The following is an 18,730-nucleotide window of genomic DNA, read 5'->3' on the forward strand; positions in this document are numbered from 1 at the left end:
GAGACTGACATGAGTGCCCTTCACAACAGACTCAAAAAGAACGAATTTTTCAAACCTGAAGCATTCATTGACGGGGTATGGATCGATACGGGAAAAACCTTTCCCGTTTTCAATCCGGCCACTGGTGAAAAACTGGCCGACATGGCGTATTGCGGCAGAAACCAGACGGAAGTGGCTATCGAGGCAGCCCACAAAGCCTTTCAGAGCTGGCGCAAGACGACGGCCACCGAACGCGCAACCATCCTGAACCGCTGGTATGCCCTCATCATGGAAAACCGCCCTTTTCTGGGCGAACTCATGACCGCCGAACAGGGCAAGCCCCTGCCGGAAGCGCTGGGCGAAGTCGATTACGCCGCCAGTTTCATCCAGTGGTTCGCCGAAGAAGCACGGCGCGCCAACGGGGAAATCATTCCACCCGTCAAGCCGGATTCACGCATTTTTGCGACCCGTGAGCCGGTCGGCGTCGTGGCCGCGATCACGCCCTGGAACTTCCCGATGGCGATGTTGACACGCAAACTCGGGCCTGCGCTGGCTGCCGGTTGTACCGCGTTAATCAAGCCGGCCAACGAAACTCCCTTGTGCGCGAATGCCCTGTTGGCGATTGCACAAAAAGCGGGCGTTCCAGCCGGTGTCTTAAATAGCGTATTCGGGGATACGCATGCCATTTCAGACGCGATCATGGCATCGTTCGACGTCCGCAAAATCACCTTTACCGGCTCGACCGCTGTCGGCAAGACGCTGGTGAAAAATGCGGCCGATACCATGAAGCGCGTGTCGATGGAACTGGGAGGCAACGCGCCCATGATCGTGTTCGATGACGCCGACATCGACCTTGCCGTCAAGGGTACGATCGCCAACAAATTCCGTAATGCCGGACAGGTCTGCGTCGCCATTAACCGTCTCTATGTCGCCGACGGCATTTACGACCGTTTCGTTGACAAACTGGCCGCTGCCATCCGTGAACTCAAGGTCGGTGACGGTATGACGCCCGGTGTCACGATCGGCCCGCTGATCAATGAAAAAGGATTGGAAAAAGTCCGGCGACACGTAAAGGATGCACAGGAAAAAGGCGGAAAAATCATCGTCGGCGGCAAGCAAAGCCCGCTCGGCGGCACGTTCTACGAACCGACCCTGATTACTGATGCCAGCGACGACATGATGCTCGCTTCAGAAGAAACTTTCGGCCCGGTTGCCGCCTGCTTCCGTTTCAAAACGGAAGAAGAAGCCGTCAGGCGCGCCAACAATACGCCTTTCGGACTGGCGGCCTATTTCTATTCGAAAGACATCTCAAGGGTATTCCGTGTGTCCGAAGCGATCGAAGCCGGTATGATCGGCATTAACGATACGGGCGTATCCACTGCCGTCGCTCCGTTCGGCGGTGTCAAGGAATCCGGGCTCGGGCGTGAAGGTTCCGTTCTGGGACTGGAAGAATATCTGGAAGTCAAAACCCTGCATCTGGGCAATCTGTAACCCACAATCGCCGGATCATGCCGTATTGGTCCGGCGCTCATCTGCGCTACAATGACAGCAAAATAAAATTTCCCGTCATGACTCTATCCCTGTTCCGAAAAATTCATATGAAAGCTGCCTTTGCCTGCTGCGCTTTCCTGATAGCCTTGCCTTTTTCCGCAAGCCATGCAGGAAATATCGTCCATTCCGGGTTGCCCGGAGCGCCCGTTATTGTCGGGACGGAAAACCGGAAACCTCCGGAAACCGTCTCTGAAAACAATGTTCCCGAAGCAGCCCGTTCACCAGTCGATCAGAACGACGCAAAAACACAGTTTCATCTTGGGCTGATGTCGAAAAACGGCTATGGAGTCCCTGTCGACCCGGTAAAAGCCCGCGAATGGTTTGCGAAAGCGGCCGGACAAAATTACCAGCCCGCCCAATACCAGCTTGCCCTCATGCAATTTTCAGGCACAGGCGGCACAGAAAACAAAAGTGCCGCGATCGAACAATTCAAAAAACTGGCTTCTGAAGGATATGCTCCCGCCCAATACACGCTCGGATATCTGAACCTGAAAGGCGATGGCATCCCGCAAAATTCCGGAGAAGCCCGCTTCTGGTTCGAAAAGGCCGCCGCAAAAAACGATGTGCGCGCAACCGCTGCACTGGCATGGCTTTATCTGAAAGGCGTCGGCGCTCCCATCGATGAGAAAAAAGCCGCCGTCCTGTTTGAAAAAGCTGCCAATATGGGTGACGCATACAGCCAGGATCAATTCGGCATGATGCTCGGTCAGGGAACTGGCATGAATGCCGAACCCGAAAAAGCGTTTTTATGGATTGAAAAAGCGGCAAACCAGCAATATCCGGTTGCCGAATACCATATGGCCATGATGTACCTGACAGGTTCGGGAACGGAAAAAAATCCGGAGCTAGCCGTCAAATGGCTTGAAAAAGCCGCTTTCCACGGGAACGTCGATGCCCAGAATTTCTATGCCAGCCTGCTTTATCTCGGTTATGGAATCAAACAGGACATTCCCAGGGCCATCGGGTATTTTACCGAAGCGGCCGAGGGCGGACACGCCGAATCCCAGTTCTTGCTGGGAACCATCTACGTCAAGGGAAATGGCGTTTTAACGAACCTGAAAACTGCCCGAAACTGGTTTGAAAAAGCGGAAAAGAACGGACACCCCGATGCAAAAGCCGCACTGGAAAAACTGGATGAAATGGAAGGCAAAGGCCGTGCAACACCTGAAAAGACCGATACCGGCAATCACTATCCATCTTGAAAGCAAAGCCGGACAAGTGTATCTGTTCTTATATGTTAACCCATTCAGTCAACACATTTTGCAGTATCCCAAACTACAGGATCACGCATCGCCGGTAAGCTGGTAAGAGGAAATACTGCAATACCCCCTGATAACCGATTGCGCTACAATCAAGGTCATGGCAATTTGAACCCACATGCAAAAATAAAACGCAAAAAACATGGAACGACAATATCTGAACCTCTTGCAGGAAATACTGGACTGTGGCATTGACAAGGGCGACCGTACCGGAACCGGAACCCGTGCCGTATTCGGACGCATGATGCGGCACGACCTGAAAAACGGCCTGCCGCTTCTGACGACCAAACGCCTGCACATCCGTTCCATCATCCATGAACTGCTCTGGTTTTTGCAGGGAGGCACCAACGTCCAATACCTGAACGAGAACAAGGTCACCATCTGGGACGAGTGGGCCACCGAAAACGGCGAGCTGGGCCCCATTTACGGCGCTCAGTGGCGTGCATGGGAAGGCTCCGACGGCAGGATAATCGATCAGGTCGCCGGTGTCATCGACTCCATCCGCACCAATCCCGACAGCCGCCGCCACATCATCAGCGCATGGAACGTCGCCCTGTTGCCGAGTGAAAAAATGTCTCCGCAGGAAAACGTCAGGGCTGGCAAAATGGCTCTTGCTCCCTGCCATGTCATGTACCAGTTCCAGGTCGCCGCAGGACGCCTGTCGTGCATGATGACCCAGCGTTCCGGCGACATCTTTTTAGGCATCCCGTATAACACGGCTTCCACGGCTTTCCTGACCCACATGATCGCGCAGCAGTGCGATCTGGAACCGGGAGAAATCATCCATTCCATCGGCGACTTGCACCTGTACACAAACCATTTCGATCAGGCAAAACTGCAACTGTCCCGCGAACCGCGTGCCTTGCCGACCCTGAAACTGGACAAAAAACCGTCCATCTTCGACTACCGTTTCGAGGATTTCGAAGTCATTGGATACGATCCGCATCCGGCCATAGCTGCCCCGATTGCGGTTTGAAAAATATCTTCAAAAAAATGCCGGGTTGCCCGGCATTTTTTTTGTAAAAACGTCCGTTTTTCACTCAATTCACTATTCAAATCCGTTACACTTTCCCGACAAGCGCTTTTACAGGTACATCAACAGGCACCCTTAACCGACAAATCACAGGAGAGAAGACATGGAAAACAACAGCCCGAAAAACAGGAAAGTCTGGTTCATCACCGGCGCATCAAAAGGATTCGGACTGGAATTGACCAAACAGCTTCTCGCCACCGGGCATCAGGTTGCCGCCACCACCCGCCGCCTCGCCAATCTTGAAGGCGCGCTCGGCCGTGAAAACGACAACTTCCTGCCGCTGGAAGTCGACCTGATCAATGAGGTTTCAGTCAAAAATGCCGTTTCAAAAGCCGTCCGGAAATTCGGCACCGTCGACGTCGTCGTCAACAATGCCGGATACGGACAGTTCGGCTACATCGAGGAAATCAGCGATTCATTGTTGCGCAAACAGTTCGACATCAACGTATTCGGTACCGTCAACGTCATTCGCGCCGCCCTGCCTGTTTTGAGAAAACAACGCTCGGGACATATCTTCAACATCTCATCGATGGCCGGTTATACCGGTTTTCCCGGCAGCGGCATCTACTGTGCCTCCAAATTCGCCGTCGATGGCCTGTCCGAGTCCCTGCGTGATGAAGTCGCCGACTTCGGCATTGCCGTCACCTGCGTCAAACCCGGCAATTTCCGCACCGATTTTCTGGCCGACTCCATGCAGTTCGAAGACTCTTCCATTGAGGACTACACCGAAAAACGCGAAGCTTTCCATGTCCTGTTAAAAGGCATGAACCACAAACAGGGCGGCGATCCGGTCAAGGGCGTTGAAATCATCCTCTCCGTCGCCAACATGGAAAAACCGCCCCTGCACCTCTTCCTTGGTGCCGACGCCTATAAAGTCGCCGCCCGCAAAATCAAGAAAGTACAGGCCGACATGGATTCCATCGCCCCAGTCGCCATCGATACCAGCTTCCCGGAATAATCCGTCCCGTATCCGCGCCCTTTCCGTTGCCCGTAACGGAAAGGGATGCTTTTTCAATTGTTTACCGGCACCCAACTTGTTAAAATACGGTTTTGCCGAAACCGTTGGGAATTTGTTCCCGTAACCGATCATGTATATGACAAACCGTACGACAACCCGAAAACAGCCTCTGGCTTTTTTCTTCGCCCTTTTCCTCCTTCTTGCCATTGCCGTCGCCGCCCCGGTCAATCCGGCCCGTGCAGACAACCTCTCGCAAGGCCTGGAACTCTACCAGCAAAAAAAATTCAGGGAAGCTACTCCCTATCTTGAAAAAGCGGCACAGGAAGGCCATGAAGAAGCCATTGCCGCCCTGGATGTCATCTATGCCGCTGACGCGCCGGCAGTCCCGGCTGGCGACAAGGCTGCCGCCAAAGCCCAAACGGGCAAAACAGCTGATATAAAGGAAAAGGCAAAAGCACAGGAAACGGCCAAACCACAGGCTGAAGAAGCCGAAGGGAAAGCCCAGTTCGAACGGGCCACCGTCACTGAAGACAAACAGGACGCCGAAGACCGCTCTTTCATGCGCAAGGCATTCTTCCTCGGTACCGCGGTACTCGTTTTTCTCTTGTGGATCGTCCAGTATTTCCTCTTCCGGAAACTGAGAAACCAGCATTACCGGAAAATGACGCCGGAAGAACTGGCTGAAGAAGCGAAAAAAAACAAGAAGAAAAAGTAATGCCAGCCAAAAGCCGGTCAGGTTCATCCGGCTTTTCAACATGACATCAAAAGCCTGCTGTGCCGTCTGGCCAGCAGGCTTTTTCAATCCCGCTCTCAAGCCCTGAACCGGATTTATCTCCCGATTATCCGGCTCGCCAATCGTCCCGCCTCATACCCCTTCTTTGCCTCCAGTATTGCCTCTTTCACAACAGTTTTCCCTTTATCAACTATTTCCAATAGACAACAAAACATCCTGTAGGTATGCTGCATAAACAATATGTTTAAACACTTACATTGCCTTGTTTAAAAAACTTCGCAAGATATTGTTTTTCACGATACTTTTATAGCCTGAAAATGAGAGATTCCATGAAAAACCATTCGCACTCCTCCAGCCATTTGACCAAAACCGGCGGAGGAAAAGGAAAGCGCACCTTCTGTAAAAAGACGCTTGTTCTTGCTGTCAGTTCTGCCCTTGCCGTTATTGCCAGCCCGTCCCTTCTGAATGCCCAGTCAGTCAGCGGTCCTGCGTCAAACTCCGTCATCCAGTGGCAAGCCACCACAGCCGATGGTGACCGGACTATCCACATTCAATATCCGGATGGAACGCGTTATTACCAGTACAACTACACAGGAACGCCCTCTTTTACCGGCCGTCAGGATTCCCTGACAGGAAACGTATCCGGTGACTTCAAAGGCAGCGACTTTACCAATGCCGATCCCAATGCAACCGGTGCCAAGGGCGGTGCCCTGGTCAATACAGACAGCCTCGGTACCGTCAGCGGCAATTTCCTTGAAAATACCGTTCATTATGACCAATGGGGCCAATATGCACAGGGTGGAGCCTTGCATAACGAAGGTAACATCAATAGCCTCAGCGGCCAATTCGTCGCCAATCAGGCCGACGGTGGAACAAGCGGTATCGGCGCAGGAGCGGCCGTCTCAAACAAGAAACAAATCGGCTCCCTCAACAGCGACTTCATCGGCAATTTCGGAACAGGATATGAAACCCGCGGGGGCGCCCTGTTCAACGAGTCAAATGCCAGTATCGGAAAAATCAGCGGCAACTTCATGGCCAATATTTCCGGTGGATCGTATTACAACTGGGGCGGAGCCATTTACAATCTCGGCACCGTCGGGGACATCAACGCCAATTTCATCGGCAACATGGCCGCTCTGGACAGCGAAACCGACGGTTCTGCCAGCGCCATCGGTGGTGCCATCTACAATAAGGGCGCCATCAACAGCATTTCCGGCAACGTTCATGCCAACCATGCTTTTGCCTATAGTGCGAGCGGCGGAGCTTTCTATAATGACGTGGGCGGTACCATCCACTCCGTTTCCGGGAAATTCGACGGCAATTACGCTTCATCCGTCTCATCGACTTACGGCGGAGTCATCGCCAATTACGGAAACATCGACCGGATTACCGGCGACTTCACCAACAACTACGCCAAAGCCGAAGAAGCTACCGCCAATACAGTCTATGGCGGGGTCATCGCCAATCTCGGAACCGGAACGATCGGAAGCATTTCAGGCAACTTCAGCCAGAACACGGCCCAATCCACCTACAAGGCTTTCGGCGGTGTCCTTTACAGCAGCTTTGAAGGCATAACCAGTATCAGCGGCAATTTCTATAACAACTCGGCCATCAGTACCGGTTCCGCATCAATGGGCGGTGCGATCTACACGTCTGCCAATATTGCCAACATCAGCGGTAATTTCACCGGCAACAAGGCCGAAGCGTCAGGAGCGACGACATCATCATATGCACGGGGTGGCGCCATCTACCTGATGACAACCCGGACCAGTATCAGGGAAAGCGATAAATGGGGACAACTGGAACACGCCAAAGACCAGCACGTCACCAATAGCCTCTTTCAGGACAATGTGGCATCGTCCGCCAATGGCAAGGCATCAGGGGGTGCCATCAACAATTACGTCACCTATAACGCAAATGACCGTTACGTCGGCGCGACCCAACCCCAGGTTTCTTTTGAGGAGAGCCGCCTGCTGGAAGAATTCCGGCTCAAAGTCACCAACAGCAGCTTCATCGACAACAAGGCAAACGGTGTTACGGCACAGGGCGGTGCCATCTACAGTAATAACCATATGGAAGTCGTCGCCGATAACGGCGTCTCCGTTTTCAAAGGCAATACGGCCAACGGGCAAAGCAGCGCCATTTACATCGCCAAAAAAACAGGCGATGCGTTCAAGGACATCATCAAATCCACCCGTTCCATCGGAGGAGGAGGCACTTACCCTGACGAGCTGGTAAACCCGCCACCCCCCAACAAGCTGTACCTGACCGCCAGAAACAATGGCACCATCGCCATTTATGACGATATCGACGGCGATCTGGGCAAGGATGGTGCGCCCGGCTACAAGCTCATCTTCGGTGGCGACCATACCGGATCGTCCAATATCAGCGGCAAGATCCACAACGCCGATATATACAGCGGCGAAACCGTTGACGGCAGCAATCATATCGCCAACATCGCCAATGCCGGCGTGTTAAGCGACATGAACAATAACCTGACGGTCAATTCAGGCGACTTCAATATCCGGAACCTGAATTTCGACAACCTCAAACTGAACAAGCTGACCTTAACCGCTGGCAATCTCAACGTCAACAACGTCAAGGTCGATCTGGTCAACAACACGATGGGCACTATTTCGGCAACCGAATACGTCACGGGAAACACCGTCATCAACGTCCACTCATTCTCGCCCACCATTGACACCGTCGGCCTGACAACCACTGTCCATTTCGTCGATCCGCAAATTGCCGGACAGGTCGTCAACCAGTCGCCTTATACCTATGCGCCGATTTACCGGTACAAGGTCGGTTACGATCCTACGCCCGGTGACTTTACCTTCGTCCGTCCGGCCAACCCGGGTGGAGAAGACTTCAATCCGGAAGTCACCGTTCCGGGCATCGCCAACGTCCTGTTGGCTGCGATGTTAAACGATGAAATCTATTCCCGTGTCCTTTCCGACGCCGATACCTATAAAACCCTCCCTGCTCAGAAAAATGCCGATACATGGGTGAAGGCCTTCGGTTCGCGCGACAACGTGCACATGAAAAACGATTACCACGTCAATGCGAATTTCTCCGGCGTCATCGGTGGCGTCAGCAGTGGAAAAATCGGGGGCAAGGATAACTGGAGCCGCGTTTTCAACGCCTACGCTGCCTATGCGCACGGCGAACAGAACATCAACCGGGGCACGATCCGGCAGGACATCGCCTATCTGGGCGGCAGCGTCTTCACCTACAAGGGCGACTTCTTCGCCGGACTGACCGGCAACGTCGCCATCGCCCACAACAAGACGTCCGAATCGCTCGGCCACGACACCTTCAACAGCTATCTGGCGGGGTTTGGTCTCAAAACCGGGTACGACCTGCGACTGAACGACAACGTCACGTTCCAGCCGAACCTGTACGCCTCATTCACCCATATCAAGTCGGACGATTACACCAGCAAATCGAATGTGAATGTAAAATTCGGCAATATGAACGTGTATGAAATAGCGCCGGGTTTCAAGCTCTTCAAGGAATACGACAACAAGGTAAAAGGCTACATCCAGACCCGTTACGTCTGGACGAATACCAGCAGCAGCCAGAACGTCGTTTTGAACGACAGCATTGTCATGCCTGACGCCGGCATCAAGCCTTACGTCGAATACGGCATCGGTCTTGAAAAGAACACGCCCCACGACAAATATTCCGGTTACTTCCAGATCCTGCGCCGTGACGGTGGCCGTTCCGGCTGGAATGCCATCATTGGCGGAAAAATGAAGTTCTGACGTATCTGCCCTCCCTCTATGCCGCCAGCGACAGGATTCGCTGGCGGTTATTTATTCCCTGTTTCATCCGAAATCCCGCAACGCACGTTTAAAATAAAAAAACCTGACTTTTTCAAGACAGGCTTTGGCCTCTCTCACACCTCACTTCAGGCAATCTGACGGGAGGGGCGAGCACAGGAAAACCGGATTTTTTTGTGTTTTCGGCAGACGGTTTCTTTCCTGTCACAAACAAAACACCGGCTCGCGGTACAATATCGCCATGACTAAATGGATTAAAGTTGCGCTCGTTTCGTTTTGCGTATTTCTCATCTATATCTTTTGTTCCATCGCCTGGTTTTCAACCGTCGATGAAAAAAAGACTGCGGATGCCGCCATCATTCTGGGGGCAGCCGCATGGTACAAACGACCCTCGCCTGTCTTTGAGGAACGGATCAATCACGGCATCTGGCTGTACAAAAACGGTTACGTCAAAAAACTGATCGCCACCGGAGGCAAATCGAAAAACGCCCCCTTCTCCGAAGCGTTCGTCGCGCGGCGTTATGCCATGAAAAACCAGATACCGGAAGAAGACATCCTGATCGAGGAAGAATCGCTGACCACGCGTGAAAACCTTCAGAATGCCAAAAAACTGATGGAAGAAAACCATCTTTCCAGCGCAATTATCGTCAGTGACCCCATGCATATGAGAAGAGCTATGCAAATTGCAAATGACCTCGGCATCAAGGCATGGTCATCCCCTACCCCTTCGACCAAATATGCCAGCTGGCAGGCCAAAATCCAGTTTCTTTTTCAGGAAACCTGGCACATGATCGCCTACATCGTCTATCCATCCGCCTCACCGGAACCGTCAATCGACAAGGCTGAAGATTGAAAAACGTCAGAAAACCGTCTTTTCCGGCTTTTGGTACTTTCCGGAAATACGGTAAAATAAAAACTTCACACAACATGCTTCATGGCAACTTCCTGCCGTGTCCAAAACGACCATGAAAACGAATCCTGTCAGGCAGTGGTTTCAAATCCTCTTCGGTTTCCTTTTTCTGACGCTGGCCCTGGGCGTGCAGGCAAGCAATACCTACTCCACACCGAATGCTTACCCGCACACCGGCACCCTGTCGCCGTCGGAAGCGATGAAAATGATCCGGGAACATAAAAACCTGACCGTCGTTGACGTCCGTACCCGGGAAGAATTTGAAAAGGGTCATATCCCCGGCGCCATTTCCGTACCGATCCAGTCGCTTCCCCAGAACATGAATGCCATCCCGACAGGCCCCGTCCTGCTGGTTTGCAGAACCGGCCGTCGTGCACATTATGCCTATCACCTGATCCATGATGCACGCCCCGCGCAGCAATTGTGGTATCTGGAAGGGCGTCCGGTTTATTCCCCTGACGGAAGCTATACCTTCCAGTAAATTTTTCCATCGGCAATTTCCGCAGACAGGTTTTCAATAGCCTGTGCATGCATTATTCCCTCTATCCTGTACCGGACAAAAACGTCGTCAAAACAAAAAACAGGCAGACAAATCATATTGTCTCCATTTTTTCCCTGCGCGTTTTTGGCCGTTCGCTCTCTCTATACATAGCGTCCAGCCAAACCGTTTTTTCTGTATTCCTGCAAAAAAATTCTTTTCGCCACCTCTTCATTAGAAAATACAAATCCAGAAGAACGTCTGAAAAAAACGGGAGGACGGGATTTTCCATAATTACTACAAAGCAATAAATAGTAATTTATTGAAAAACAGAGTAATTTAACGTTCCTGACATCCATGAAACGAATTGCCGACGATCGTTTTAACCTTCAAACCCCGACCTGTCGTGACCGGATGGATTGAATCTGAAAATATCCCTCGCAAGGACTGACACCATGAGCCGGGCAAACTATCCTGAAACGATTTTAAACAATCCGAATGGAACGGCGATTTACGTCATCGATCGGGAAAGCCACAAGATTTTATATTTCAACGATTGTGTCAGGGACGTCGTCCCCGGAAGCGACAGTCGCCATCCACAAACCCGACAGACACGATGCAAAAACCATTCCCATCATTTCCATGTCCGCAAACACCTTCCCGGATGACATCCGGCTTGCCAAAACGTCCGGCATGAACGATCATTTTCCCAAACCCATAAACATTGGCCGTCTCGCCGACATCATGAAAAAATGGATGGCAAACAGCAAAATACCTTCTCCAGCCAAATGATTCTCCGATTATTACCCGTCGGCACGTCAATGGAGTGCTTGAGCCTGAAAAAAACAGGCTGTTCCCTGATGGCAATGACCCTTTGTTTCATTTTCCTTTCGGCGTGCAAACCAAAAACCATTTTGGACACCACTCCGCTGAAAGCGGAAATCGCGCAGGAATTTGCCAAAGCCGATAAAGGCGACGCGGCTGCCCGGTTCAATATCGGCCTCATGTACTTCAGGGGAGAAGGTGTCCCTCAGGATTACCGGCAGGCGCGCGTCTGGTTTGAAAAAGCGGCCATGCAAGGGCTCGGCGAAGCCCAATACAATATGGGAGCCATGCTGGAGCAGGGACTCGGCACAGAAAAGAATGCCGCCACAGCCAGAACCTGGTATGAAAAAGCGGCAGCACAGGGCAACGCTCACGCCCAGTACAACCTTGCCAGGCTTTACCTGACAGGCAAAGGCACGTCACAAAACATCGGCAAGGCAGGTGAATGGATGCAAAAAGCGGCAGCACAGGGAATGACAGAAGCAAAAGAACGCTTTTCCATTCTATTCGACAGTCAATCCGGCTCATTTAAACCGGCAAAAATCCAGTCATGGATTGAACAATCGGTCCAGACCGGTGGGGAAAAAGCGAAAATCCTGCAGGAAAAAATAAGAAGCCATAGCTGATACCCTCCTGCATTGACCGGCTGCCGTCTCCATCATTTTGTAAAAACCATCCTTCCCCGCTTTTCCCGAAACCGGCGGCCTGTCATAATGAATGAATCGACGTCTTTTCAAACAGTGAAATCCCATTTCATGAAAACCGGCTTTATTTCAATCTGCAAACGGGCGATTCCCGTCCTGCTCTTCTCATTCATGGCTTCCCTGTCGAATCCGGCAGCGGGACAAACCGACGCCGATGCGAAAACCGAAGGCATCAGGCTGTATCAGGAAAAAAAATACATCGAAGCCCTTCCCTACCTCAATGCGCCCGATGCCCAAAAAGACCCGCTTGTCCAGAGCGCGCTCGGCAATATGTTTTCAATGGGGCTGGGCGTCGACGTCAATCAGGAAAAAGCCTTCGACTGGTACCTGAAAGCCGCCAAACAGAATAACGCGATGGCCCAGCTCTACGTCGCCTATATGCTTGAAAAAGGACTTGGCGTCCGCAAAAACGACAGGGAAGCCTTCAACTGGTACAAAAAAGCAGCCGAACAGAACGTACCGAACGCACAATACAAACTCGGCACTCTTTACGAAAAAGGCATCGGCACCCGAATCAATCTGAAAGAAGCCCTGAACTGGTACCGGAAAGCCGCCGAAGGAGGCCTGTCGGGAGCGCAAGTCAAACTGGGCCGCCTGTACAGCGAAGGCATCGGCGTCAAACGCGACTATACCGAAGCCGCCCGCTGGTTCTACCCTGCAGCCGAAAAAGGGGACGTCATGGCACAGACTGCCCTTGCCTTCCTCTTTGAAAACGGGCTTGGCGTCCAGCAGGATGACGCCTTCGCTATCAGCTGGTACTCCAAAGCGGCCGAAAAGGGTTTCGCTCCTGCCCAGAACAATCTGGGTTACCTGTACGACAACGGCATCGGCGTCCTGCGTGACTACACCACCGCCAGAAAATGGTACGAAGCCGCCGCAAAACAGGGGAATGTGGAAGCCCAGTTCAACCTCGGCCAGCTCTACACCCTTGGCCACGGCACCGTTCAGGACTACGGCAAGGCCGCCGAATGGCTCGAAAAAGCCGCTGCCAAAGGCCACCCGAAAGCCCTGAACAATCTCGGCATGGCCAGTCTTGACGGCATGGGCGTTCCGATGGATCGCGTCAAGGCCGGAGAATACTTCCGGAAAGCCGCCCTGCTCGGCAACGCCCATGCCCAGTACAATCTGGCTACCCTGTACGTCCAGCATCCAGACGCACTGACAAAAGACAAGCGAAGCAAAACCGACGCTTTGGCCCTGCAATGGTTCAAAAAAAGCGCGGCTGCCGGTCACCCTGCCGCGATGGCCTATCTGGCTGACGTCTATACCTACGGCAAACTGGGACAGAGACCCAACCGGAAACTGGCCGCCAGCTGGAAACAGAAAGCCGATGCCGCCGAAGAAAAACGCAAAAGAGCACAGACCATCACTCCGCTGCCCAGAACCGAAGCGGCCAGACCCGCCAAAACCGAACCGGTCAAGCCCGTCACAAAGGATTTCAATCCCAACGACCGCGACTGGCTGGAATAGCCCGGTCCGGTGGCATGTCTGACGGATTGCCCGGAAGGTTGCCAGGCCTTCCGGTCTCCAATCGGCTTTTCCCCCTTCCGGACAAGCCATGTCGACGTTTTTTCTGGTACAGTATTTACGCGAACAACAAAAGGAACACGTCATGCACACTGTCCACCATAAAAAACATCTGTTGACGAGAGTCCGGCGTATCGCGGGCCAGACACAGGCGCTTGAAAAAGCGCTTGAAAGCGGATCGGACTGCAACGACATCCTTCAGCAGATTGCTGCCATTCGCGGTGCCGTGTCGGGTCTGATGACGGAAGTGATCGAAGGCCATATACGGGAACATCTTGCCAACGATGAAATCACTCCGGAAAAACGGTCGAAAGACGTGGAACAAGTCATCAAAACCCTCAAGTCCTATCTTAAATGAACATATCGCAGCCAGTTCAGGCTGCTTTATCCGGGACAATTTTGCGGTCGTATAACAGCCCCGCATTGAGTACCACCAGTACGGACCCGGCATTATGGACGATGGCCCCGGTAATCGGATTCAAAATTCCCATGACGGAAAGCGTGATCGCCACCAGATTGATCGCCATCGACAATACGATATTGAACCGGATCGTCCTGACCGTGACATTCGACAATTTTTTCAGGTAAGGTATTTTCGACAGATCGTCGCCCATCAGGGCAATATCGGCTGTCTCGACTGCAATATCGCTTCCCATGCTTCCCATCGCGACACCGATATCGGCCACTTTCAGGGCAGGCGCGTCGTTGACGCCATCGCCTATCATGCAGACGACACGATTATCCCGCTGCATCTCCCGGATGGCATCCACTTTCTGCACTGGCAAAAGCCCTGCGCCAATCTTTTCAATACCTGCCATACGGGCAAAATAACGTGCTGTCCGGATATGGTCGCCTGTCAGCAGAAAGACATCGGTTCCCATCCTGCCAAGAGCGCCTGTCATGTCTTTCGCGGCAGGCCGGAGCGTGTCGGACAAAGCGATCAGGCCGATACATTCCTTCCCGCGCGCGACCAGAACGACCGCCTTTCCTTCCGAAAGGAACTTGTTCATGACAGAAAGCCGGTTCCCGTCCATCATGATATCGAAATCGGCAAGGTGCGCGACATTACCGCACATGATATCCGCCTCATCGATACGCGCACGGATACCTTTTCCCGGAACCATCGTGAACCGGTCCGGACTGGAAAGAACGATTTCTTTTTTCCGGGCATAATCGACAACCGCCTTTCCGAGAGGATGTTCCGAACGCATCTCGGCAGAAGCCGCCATGCGGAGAAAACCGGTCGTATCGACGTGCGGAGAAAAAAGAATGACATCACTCACCGCCAGTTGTCCGTTCGTCAACGTGCCCGTCTTGTCGAAAGCGATGCTGTCGACACGCCCCATGATTTCCAGAGCGCGCCCGGACTTGACGAGAACGCCATTGCATGTCGCCTGCCCGATGGCCGCCATGATAGTGGTCGGCGTCGCCAGTACCAGTGCACAGGGACAAAAGACGACCAGTACGGTAACCGCCCGGGTGATGTCACCTGTCACGAAATACGTGAGCACCGCGACAAGCAGCGCCAGCGGTACCAGCCAGCTGGCCCATTTATCGACAATACGTTGCATCGGCGCCTGATTCTGTTCGGCCTCACTAACCATCCTGACGAGCTTCTGGACAGCTGAATCGTTCCCGACCCGTGTCGCCACATAATCGATTGTCCCGAAACAGTTGATTGTCCCGCTGAATACCGGATCGCCCCGCGTCTTGTCGACAGGCAAAGACTCTCCGGTCATGACGGACTGGTCGATTGAGGTATCGCCGCCAACGATTATTCCGTCGACAGCAATGGTTTCACCGGGAATGACCCGGATCAGATCACCCGTTTCAATCGCATTGACGAAAACGGTTTCCTCTTCATTTCCGATGACCCGTCTGGCCTGCACAGGAATCAGGTTGACGAGCTTTCTGATCCCCCGTTTCGCCTTTTCAACCGTCCGGTCTTCCAGTAGGCCGCCGATTGCCATAATGAAGGCCACCTCTCCGGCGGCAAACAATTCACCGATACAGATGGAAGCGATCATGGCAATGGAAATCAGCAAAGCCGAGGAAATTTTCCGTTCTTCCAGCAATCTCTTCAATGCACTGTAAAGAATAGGCGAACCGGAAATGAAAACAGTTACCCAGGCAGGGTCGAATACGACACTGACACCCGTTAACATCAGAATCAGGCTGGCCAATAAAAAAACTCCGCCAGTCACGGTCATCGGAAGACCCGCCAGCCTGTTGAAAAAATTCTCCATCATGATTGAGCCCTGCATTAATCCGTTATTCACAAATATACTATACTCCCCTATAGTATATTTGTGAATAACGGACACGCATCATGGATGACGATTTTTCCTGCCAGTCTTTCCGTTTCCTTCCGAAAATAAATTCAAAACACTTCGTTTAAAAATGGCATAATATATTGTTGTTTTCAAATACCATTTAATGAGTTATTACTGTCAGGGCAAGATGAAAACAATACCGTTTTTTCTTGTGCAACACCCGAACCATTCATGGAAACCGCTTTAATACCGGCCGATTTTATCGCCTGCCTTTGTACCGACACGGATGCGGTATGGGAAATCGACCTCGATACTCTTGAAACCATTATCTGGCACGACACCACCACACCGGAACTGGTCAATACAAGCATCGATCTGAACAAACTGCTTCTCATGTATCTCGACCGGTTCATCCACCATGCCGACCGTGAAAAATGCCTGACCGAAATGTCACCCGAATCGCTTCGCGCATTGGCATCGGGCGATAAAAAAAGCAAGCGATTCGATATCCGGCTGCTTTCCCGCGAAACCGGATTTGAATGGCATGAATCCTCCTGTCAGGTTTTCGAACGCAGTAATGGTTCGGGACAGACGGTTCTGTTCAAAAGCCGGTGCATCAACGCCCACAAACGGTGCACTATCGTCGAAACGGCCGTCAAGACCGAATACGATTACGTCGTCTATATCGAGGCCGATACAAACAGCTATATCCTGTATACGGCCAATTATGAGTCCGGCACACTCCTGCCGCCCGTCGTCGGGATGGACTACACTGAAGAAATGATCCGTTTCAATACGGCGCATTGTCCGCCTGGCGACCGTGAAAAGCTGATTGCCGAAATGCGGCTCGACAATCTTCTGGAAAAATTGTCAACCGCCAATGAACACGTCATTTATACGCAGATGTATGAAAATGACCGGCTGGCCTATAAAAAAATCCGTTTCAGTTTTTACGACCGTTCACATAACATCCTTCTGGCCACCCGCACCGACATTACCGAAATCATTAACGAAAGACAGCAGAAAAAACTGCTTCAGGATGCGCTGAACGCCGCAAACGTCGCCAACCGGGCCAAATCGGAATTTCTTTCCCGAATGAGTCACGATATCCGAACGCCGATGAACGCCATTATCGGCATGACTGCCATTGCAGGCGCCCATCTTGCCAATCAGGAACGCATGTCGGATTGTCTCCAGAAAATCACGACATCGTCACGCCTGTTGCTTTCCCTGATCAACGAAGTGCTCGATATGGCCAAAATCGAAAGTGGCCGTATTATCCTGTCCGAGGAAGAAGTCAACCTCGGCGACCTGGTAACGTCGCTCCTCTCCATGATCCAGCCCGACCTGAAAAAGAAAGGCCACCGTTTCGATGTCCATCTCTTCAACATCGATGAAGAATGGGTCATCTGCGACAGCCAGCGTATCCAGCAGGTCTTGCTGAATTTCCTGTCCAACGCCATCAAGTACACGCCGGATAACGGCCACATCGTTTTCGAGATAACCCAGTTGCCGTCATCTGAAAACGGATTTGGAAAATACCGGTTCATCTTCCGTGATAACGGAATCGGCATGACGCCCGGGTTTCTGGAAAAAGTATTCGAGCCCTTCGAACGGGCAGACGAAGTGTCCATCCAGTCCATTCAGGGCACCGGACTGGGTATGGCGATCGCCAAAAACATTGCCGAAATCATGGGCGGCCACATCGGGGTCGAAAGCGAACACGGCAAGGGAACGACTTTCACACTGACGATCCCGATGCAATATGGCCACCGTCAAAACTCCGTTGAAACCTTGCCCTGCCTGCCCGTTCTGGTCGTCGATGACGATGAAATCGTCTGTGAAAATACCTGCAAACGGCTCGATGAAATCGGCATGAAGAGCGACTGGGTCACCAGCGGCTTTGACGCCATACAAAAAATACTCGCTGCACAACAGCTTACCGACAACTACTTCGCCGCCATTATCGACTATCAGATGCCCGATATGAACGGCATCGAGACAGCGCGTGCGATCCGGAAAATCGTCGGGCCGGACATGACAATCATTCTGCTTTCTGCCTACGACTGGTCCGAGTATGAGAAAGAAGCGCATGAGGCAGGAATCGACGATTTCATCCAGAAGCCCTTATTGAAATCGCGTCTTGCCTATACCATGAAGAAGTTTTTGAATGGCAACAGGCAGCAAGTGCCAACCGGTGCCGGATCAGCCATCGCTGCCGCTTCCCATACAGGCAAGCGTGTTTTGATTGTCGAGGATAACCAGCTGAACATGGAAATCGCCACCGAACTGCTCACCATGGCTGGCGTTGTGACGGATACCGCCGAAAACGGAAAAGTCGCTGTCGAAAAAATGGCGGCTGCACCGATTGGCTATTACGACCTGATCTTCATGGATATGCAAATGCCCGTGATGGACGGCTGCGAGGCATCGCGGCAAATCAGGAACCTGGGCAGGCCTGACGTCAAAACCCTTCCCATCGTTGCCATGACGGCGAATGCCTTTGCCGAGGATATTGAAAAAACCCGGTTTGCAGGCATGAACGAACACGTCGCCAAACCGATCGACTATGAGCGGCTTGAATCCGTACTGGATCGCTGGCTGACAAAAGAAAAAAAATAAACCGGAAAATGGAAACAGGCTGAACCCGTCAAAAGAAAACGCGGCCCTGGCGAGGCCGCGTATGGGGTTTTTGATGGTTTTTTTTGACACCCC

Annotated in this window: 14 protein-coding genes; 13 read left to right on the forward strand and 1 reads right to left on the reverse strand. The window is 52.3% G+C overall.

Annotated elements, in window-relative coordinates; genetic code table 11:
- The first annotated feature begins 9 nt into the window (after window positions 1-9).
- The 12 genes from BRW83_RS08695 (at window position 10) to BRW83_RS08750 (ending at window position 14,100) form a co-directional block, all read left to right on the forward strand.
- Complete coding sequence (locus BRW83_RS08695) at window positions 10-1,470, forward strand: NAD-dependent succinate-semialdehyde dehydrogenase (protein ID WP_036602694.1); 1,461 nt, start codon at window positions 10-12, stop codon at window positions 1,468-1,470.
- A 107-nt stretch (window positions 1,471-1,577) separates the two neighbouring features.
- Complete coding sequence (locus BRW83_RS08700) at window positions 1,578-2,732, forward strand: SEL1-like repeat protein (RefSeq protein ID WP_186447503.1); 1,155 nt, start codon at window positions 1,578-1,580, stop codon at window positions 2,730-2,732.
- Between the two features lie 199 nt (window positions 2,733-2,931).
- A complete protein-coding gene (locus tag BRW83_RS08705; RefSeq protein WP_005880054.1) occupies window positions 2,932-3,765 on the forward strand; it encodes a thymidylate synthase in 834 nt (277 codons plus the stop codon).
- Between the two features lie 160 nt (window positions 3,766-3,925).
- Window positions 3,926-4,780, forward strand: coding sequence for an oxidoreductase (locus tag BRW83_RS08710; protein WP_005880052.1), 855 nt, complete (start codon window positions 3,926-3,928; stop codon window positions 4,778-4,780).
- Window positions 4,781-4,916: 136 nt separating this feature from the next.
- Entirely contained in the window at window positions 4,917-5,495 is a 579-nt protein-coding gene (locus BRW83_RS08715) for a hypothetical protein (protein ID WP_157661018.1), read from the forward strand.
- 347 nt (window positions 5,496-5,842) lie between these two features.
- Window positions 5,843-9,280, forward strand: coding sequence for an autotransporter outer membrane beta-barrel domain-containing protein (locus tag BRW83_RS08720; RefSeq protein ID WP_005880048.1), 3,438 nt, complete (start codon window positions 5,843-5,845; stop codon window positions 9,278-9,280).
- Between the two features lie 259 nt (window positions 9,281-9,539).
- The gene (locus tag BRW83_RS08725) at window positions 9,540-10,151 is read left to right on the forward strand and encodes a YdcF family protein (RefSeq protein ID WP_005880046.1); all 612 of its coding nucleotides are present in this window, start codon (window positions 9,540-9,542) and stop codon (window positions 10,149-10,151) included.
- Window positions 10,152-10,263: 112 nt separating this feature from the next.
- On the forward strand, window positions 10,264-10,689 hold the full coding sequence (locus BRW83_RS08730; protein ID WP_036602691.1) for a rhodanese-like domain-containing protein: 426 nt from the start codon (window positions 10,264-10,266) through the stop codon (window positions 10,687-10,689).
- A 495-nt stretch (window positions 10,690-11,184) separates the two neighbouring features.
- On the forward strand, window positions 11,185-11,478 hold the full coding sequence (locus BRW83_RS08735) for a response regulator (RefSeq protein ID WP_036602688.1): 294 nt from the start codon (window positions 11,185-11,187) through the stop codon (window positions 11,476-11,478).
- Between the two features lie 122 nt (window positions 11,479-11,600).
- On the forward strand, window positions 11,601-12,137 hold the full coding sequence (locus tag BRW83_RS08740; RefSeq protein WP_186447501.1) for a tetratricopeptide repeat protein: 537 nt from the start codon (window positions 11,601-11,603) through the stop codon (window positions 12,135-12,137).
- A gap of 129 nt (window positions 12,138-12,266) precedes the next feature.
- On the forward strand, window positions 12,267-13,685 hold the full coding sequence (locus tag BRW83_RS08745; protein WP_232451484.1) for an SEL1-like repeat protein: 1,419 nt from the start codon (window positions 12,267-12,269) through the stop codon (window positions 13,683-13,685).
- Between the two features lie 142 nt (window positions 13,686-13,827).
- Complete coding sequence (locus BRW83_RS08750) at window positions 13,828-14,100, forward strand: metal/formaldehyde-sensitive transcriptional repressor (protein ID WP_005880040.1); 273 nt, start codon at window positions 13,828-13,830, stop codon at window positions 14,098-14,100.
- A 16-nt stretch (window positions 14,101-14,116) separates the two neighbouring features.
- Here BRW83_RS08750 and BRW83_RS08755 read toward each other — a convergent pair whose 3' ends face one another.
- Complete coding sequence (locus BRW83_RS08755) at window positions 14,117-15,991, reverse strand: heavy metal translocating P-type ATPase (protein WP_196793273.1); 1,875 nt, start codon at window positions 15,989-15,991, stop codon at window positions 14,117-14,119.
- Window positions 15,992-16,246: 255 nt separating this feature from the next.
- Between BRW83_RS08755 and BRW83_RS08760 the strand changes: the two genes are divergently transcribed.
- Window positions 16,247-18,637 carry a hybrid sensor histidine kinase/response regulator gene (locus BRW83_RS08760; RefSeq protein ID WP_005880036.1) on the forward strand — a complete coding sequence of 797 codons (2,391 nt, stop codon included), beginning with the start codon at window positions 16,247-16,249 and terminating at the stop codon, window positions 18,635-18,637.
- Window positions 18,638-18,730 lie beyond the last annotated feature (93 nt).

Source organism: Oxalobacter formigenes, from assembly GCF_002127965.1.
Classification (GTDB): Bacteria; Pseudomonadota; Gammaproteobacteria; order Burkholderiales; family Burkholderiaceae_D; genus Oxalobacter; species Oxalobacter formigenes.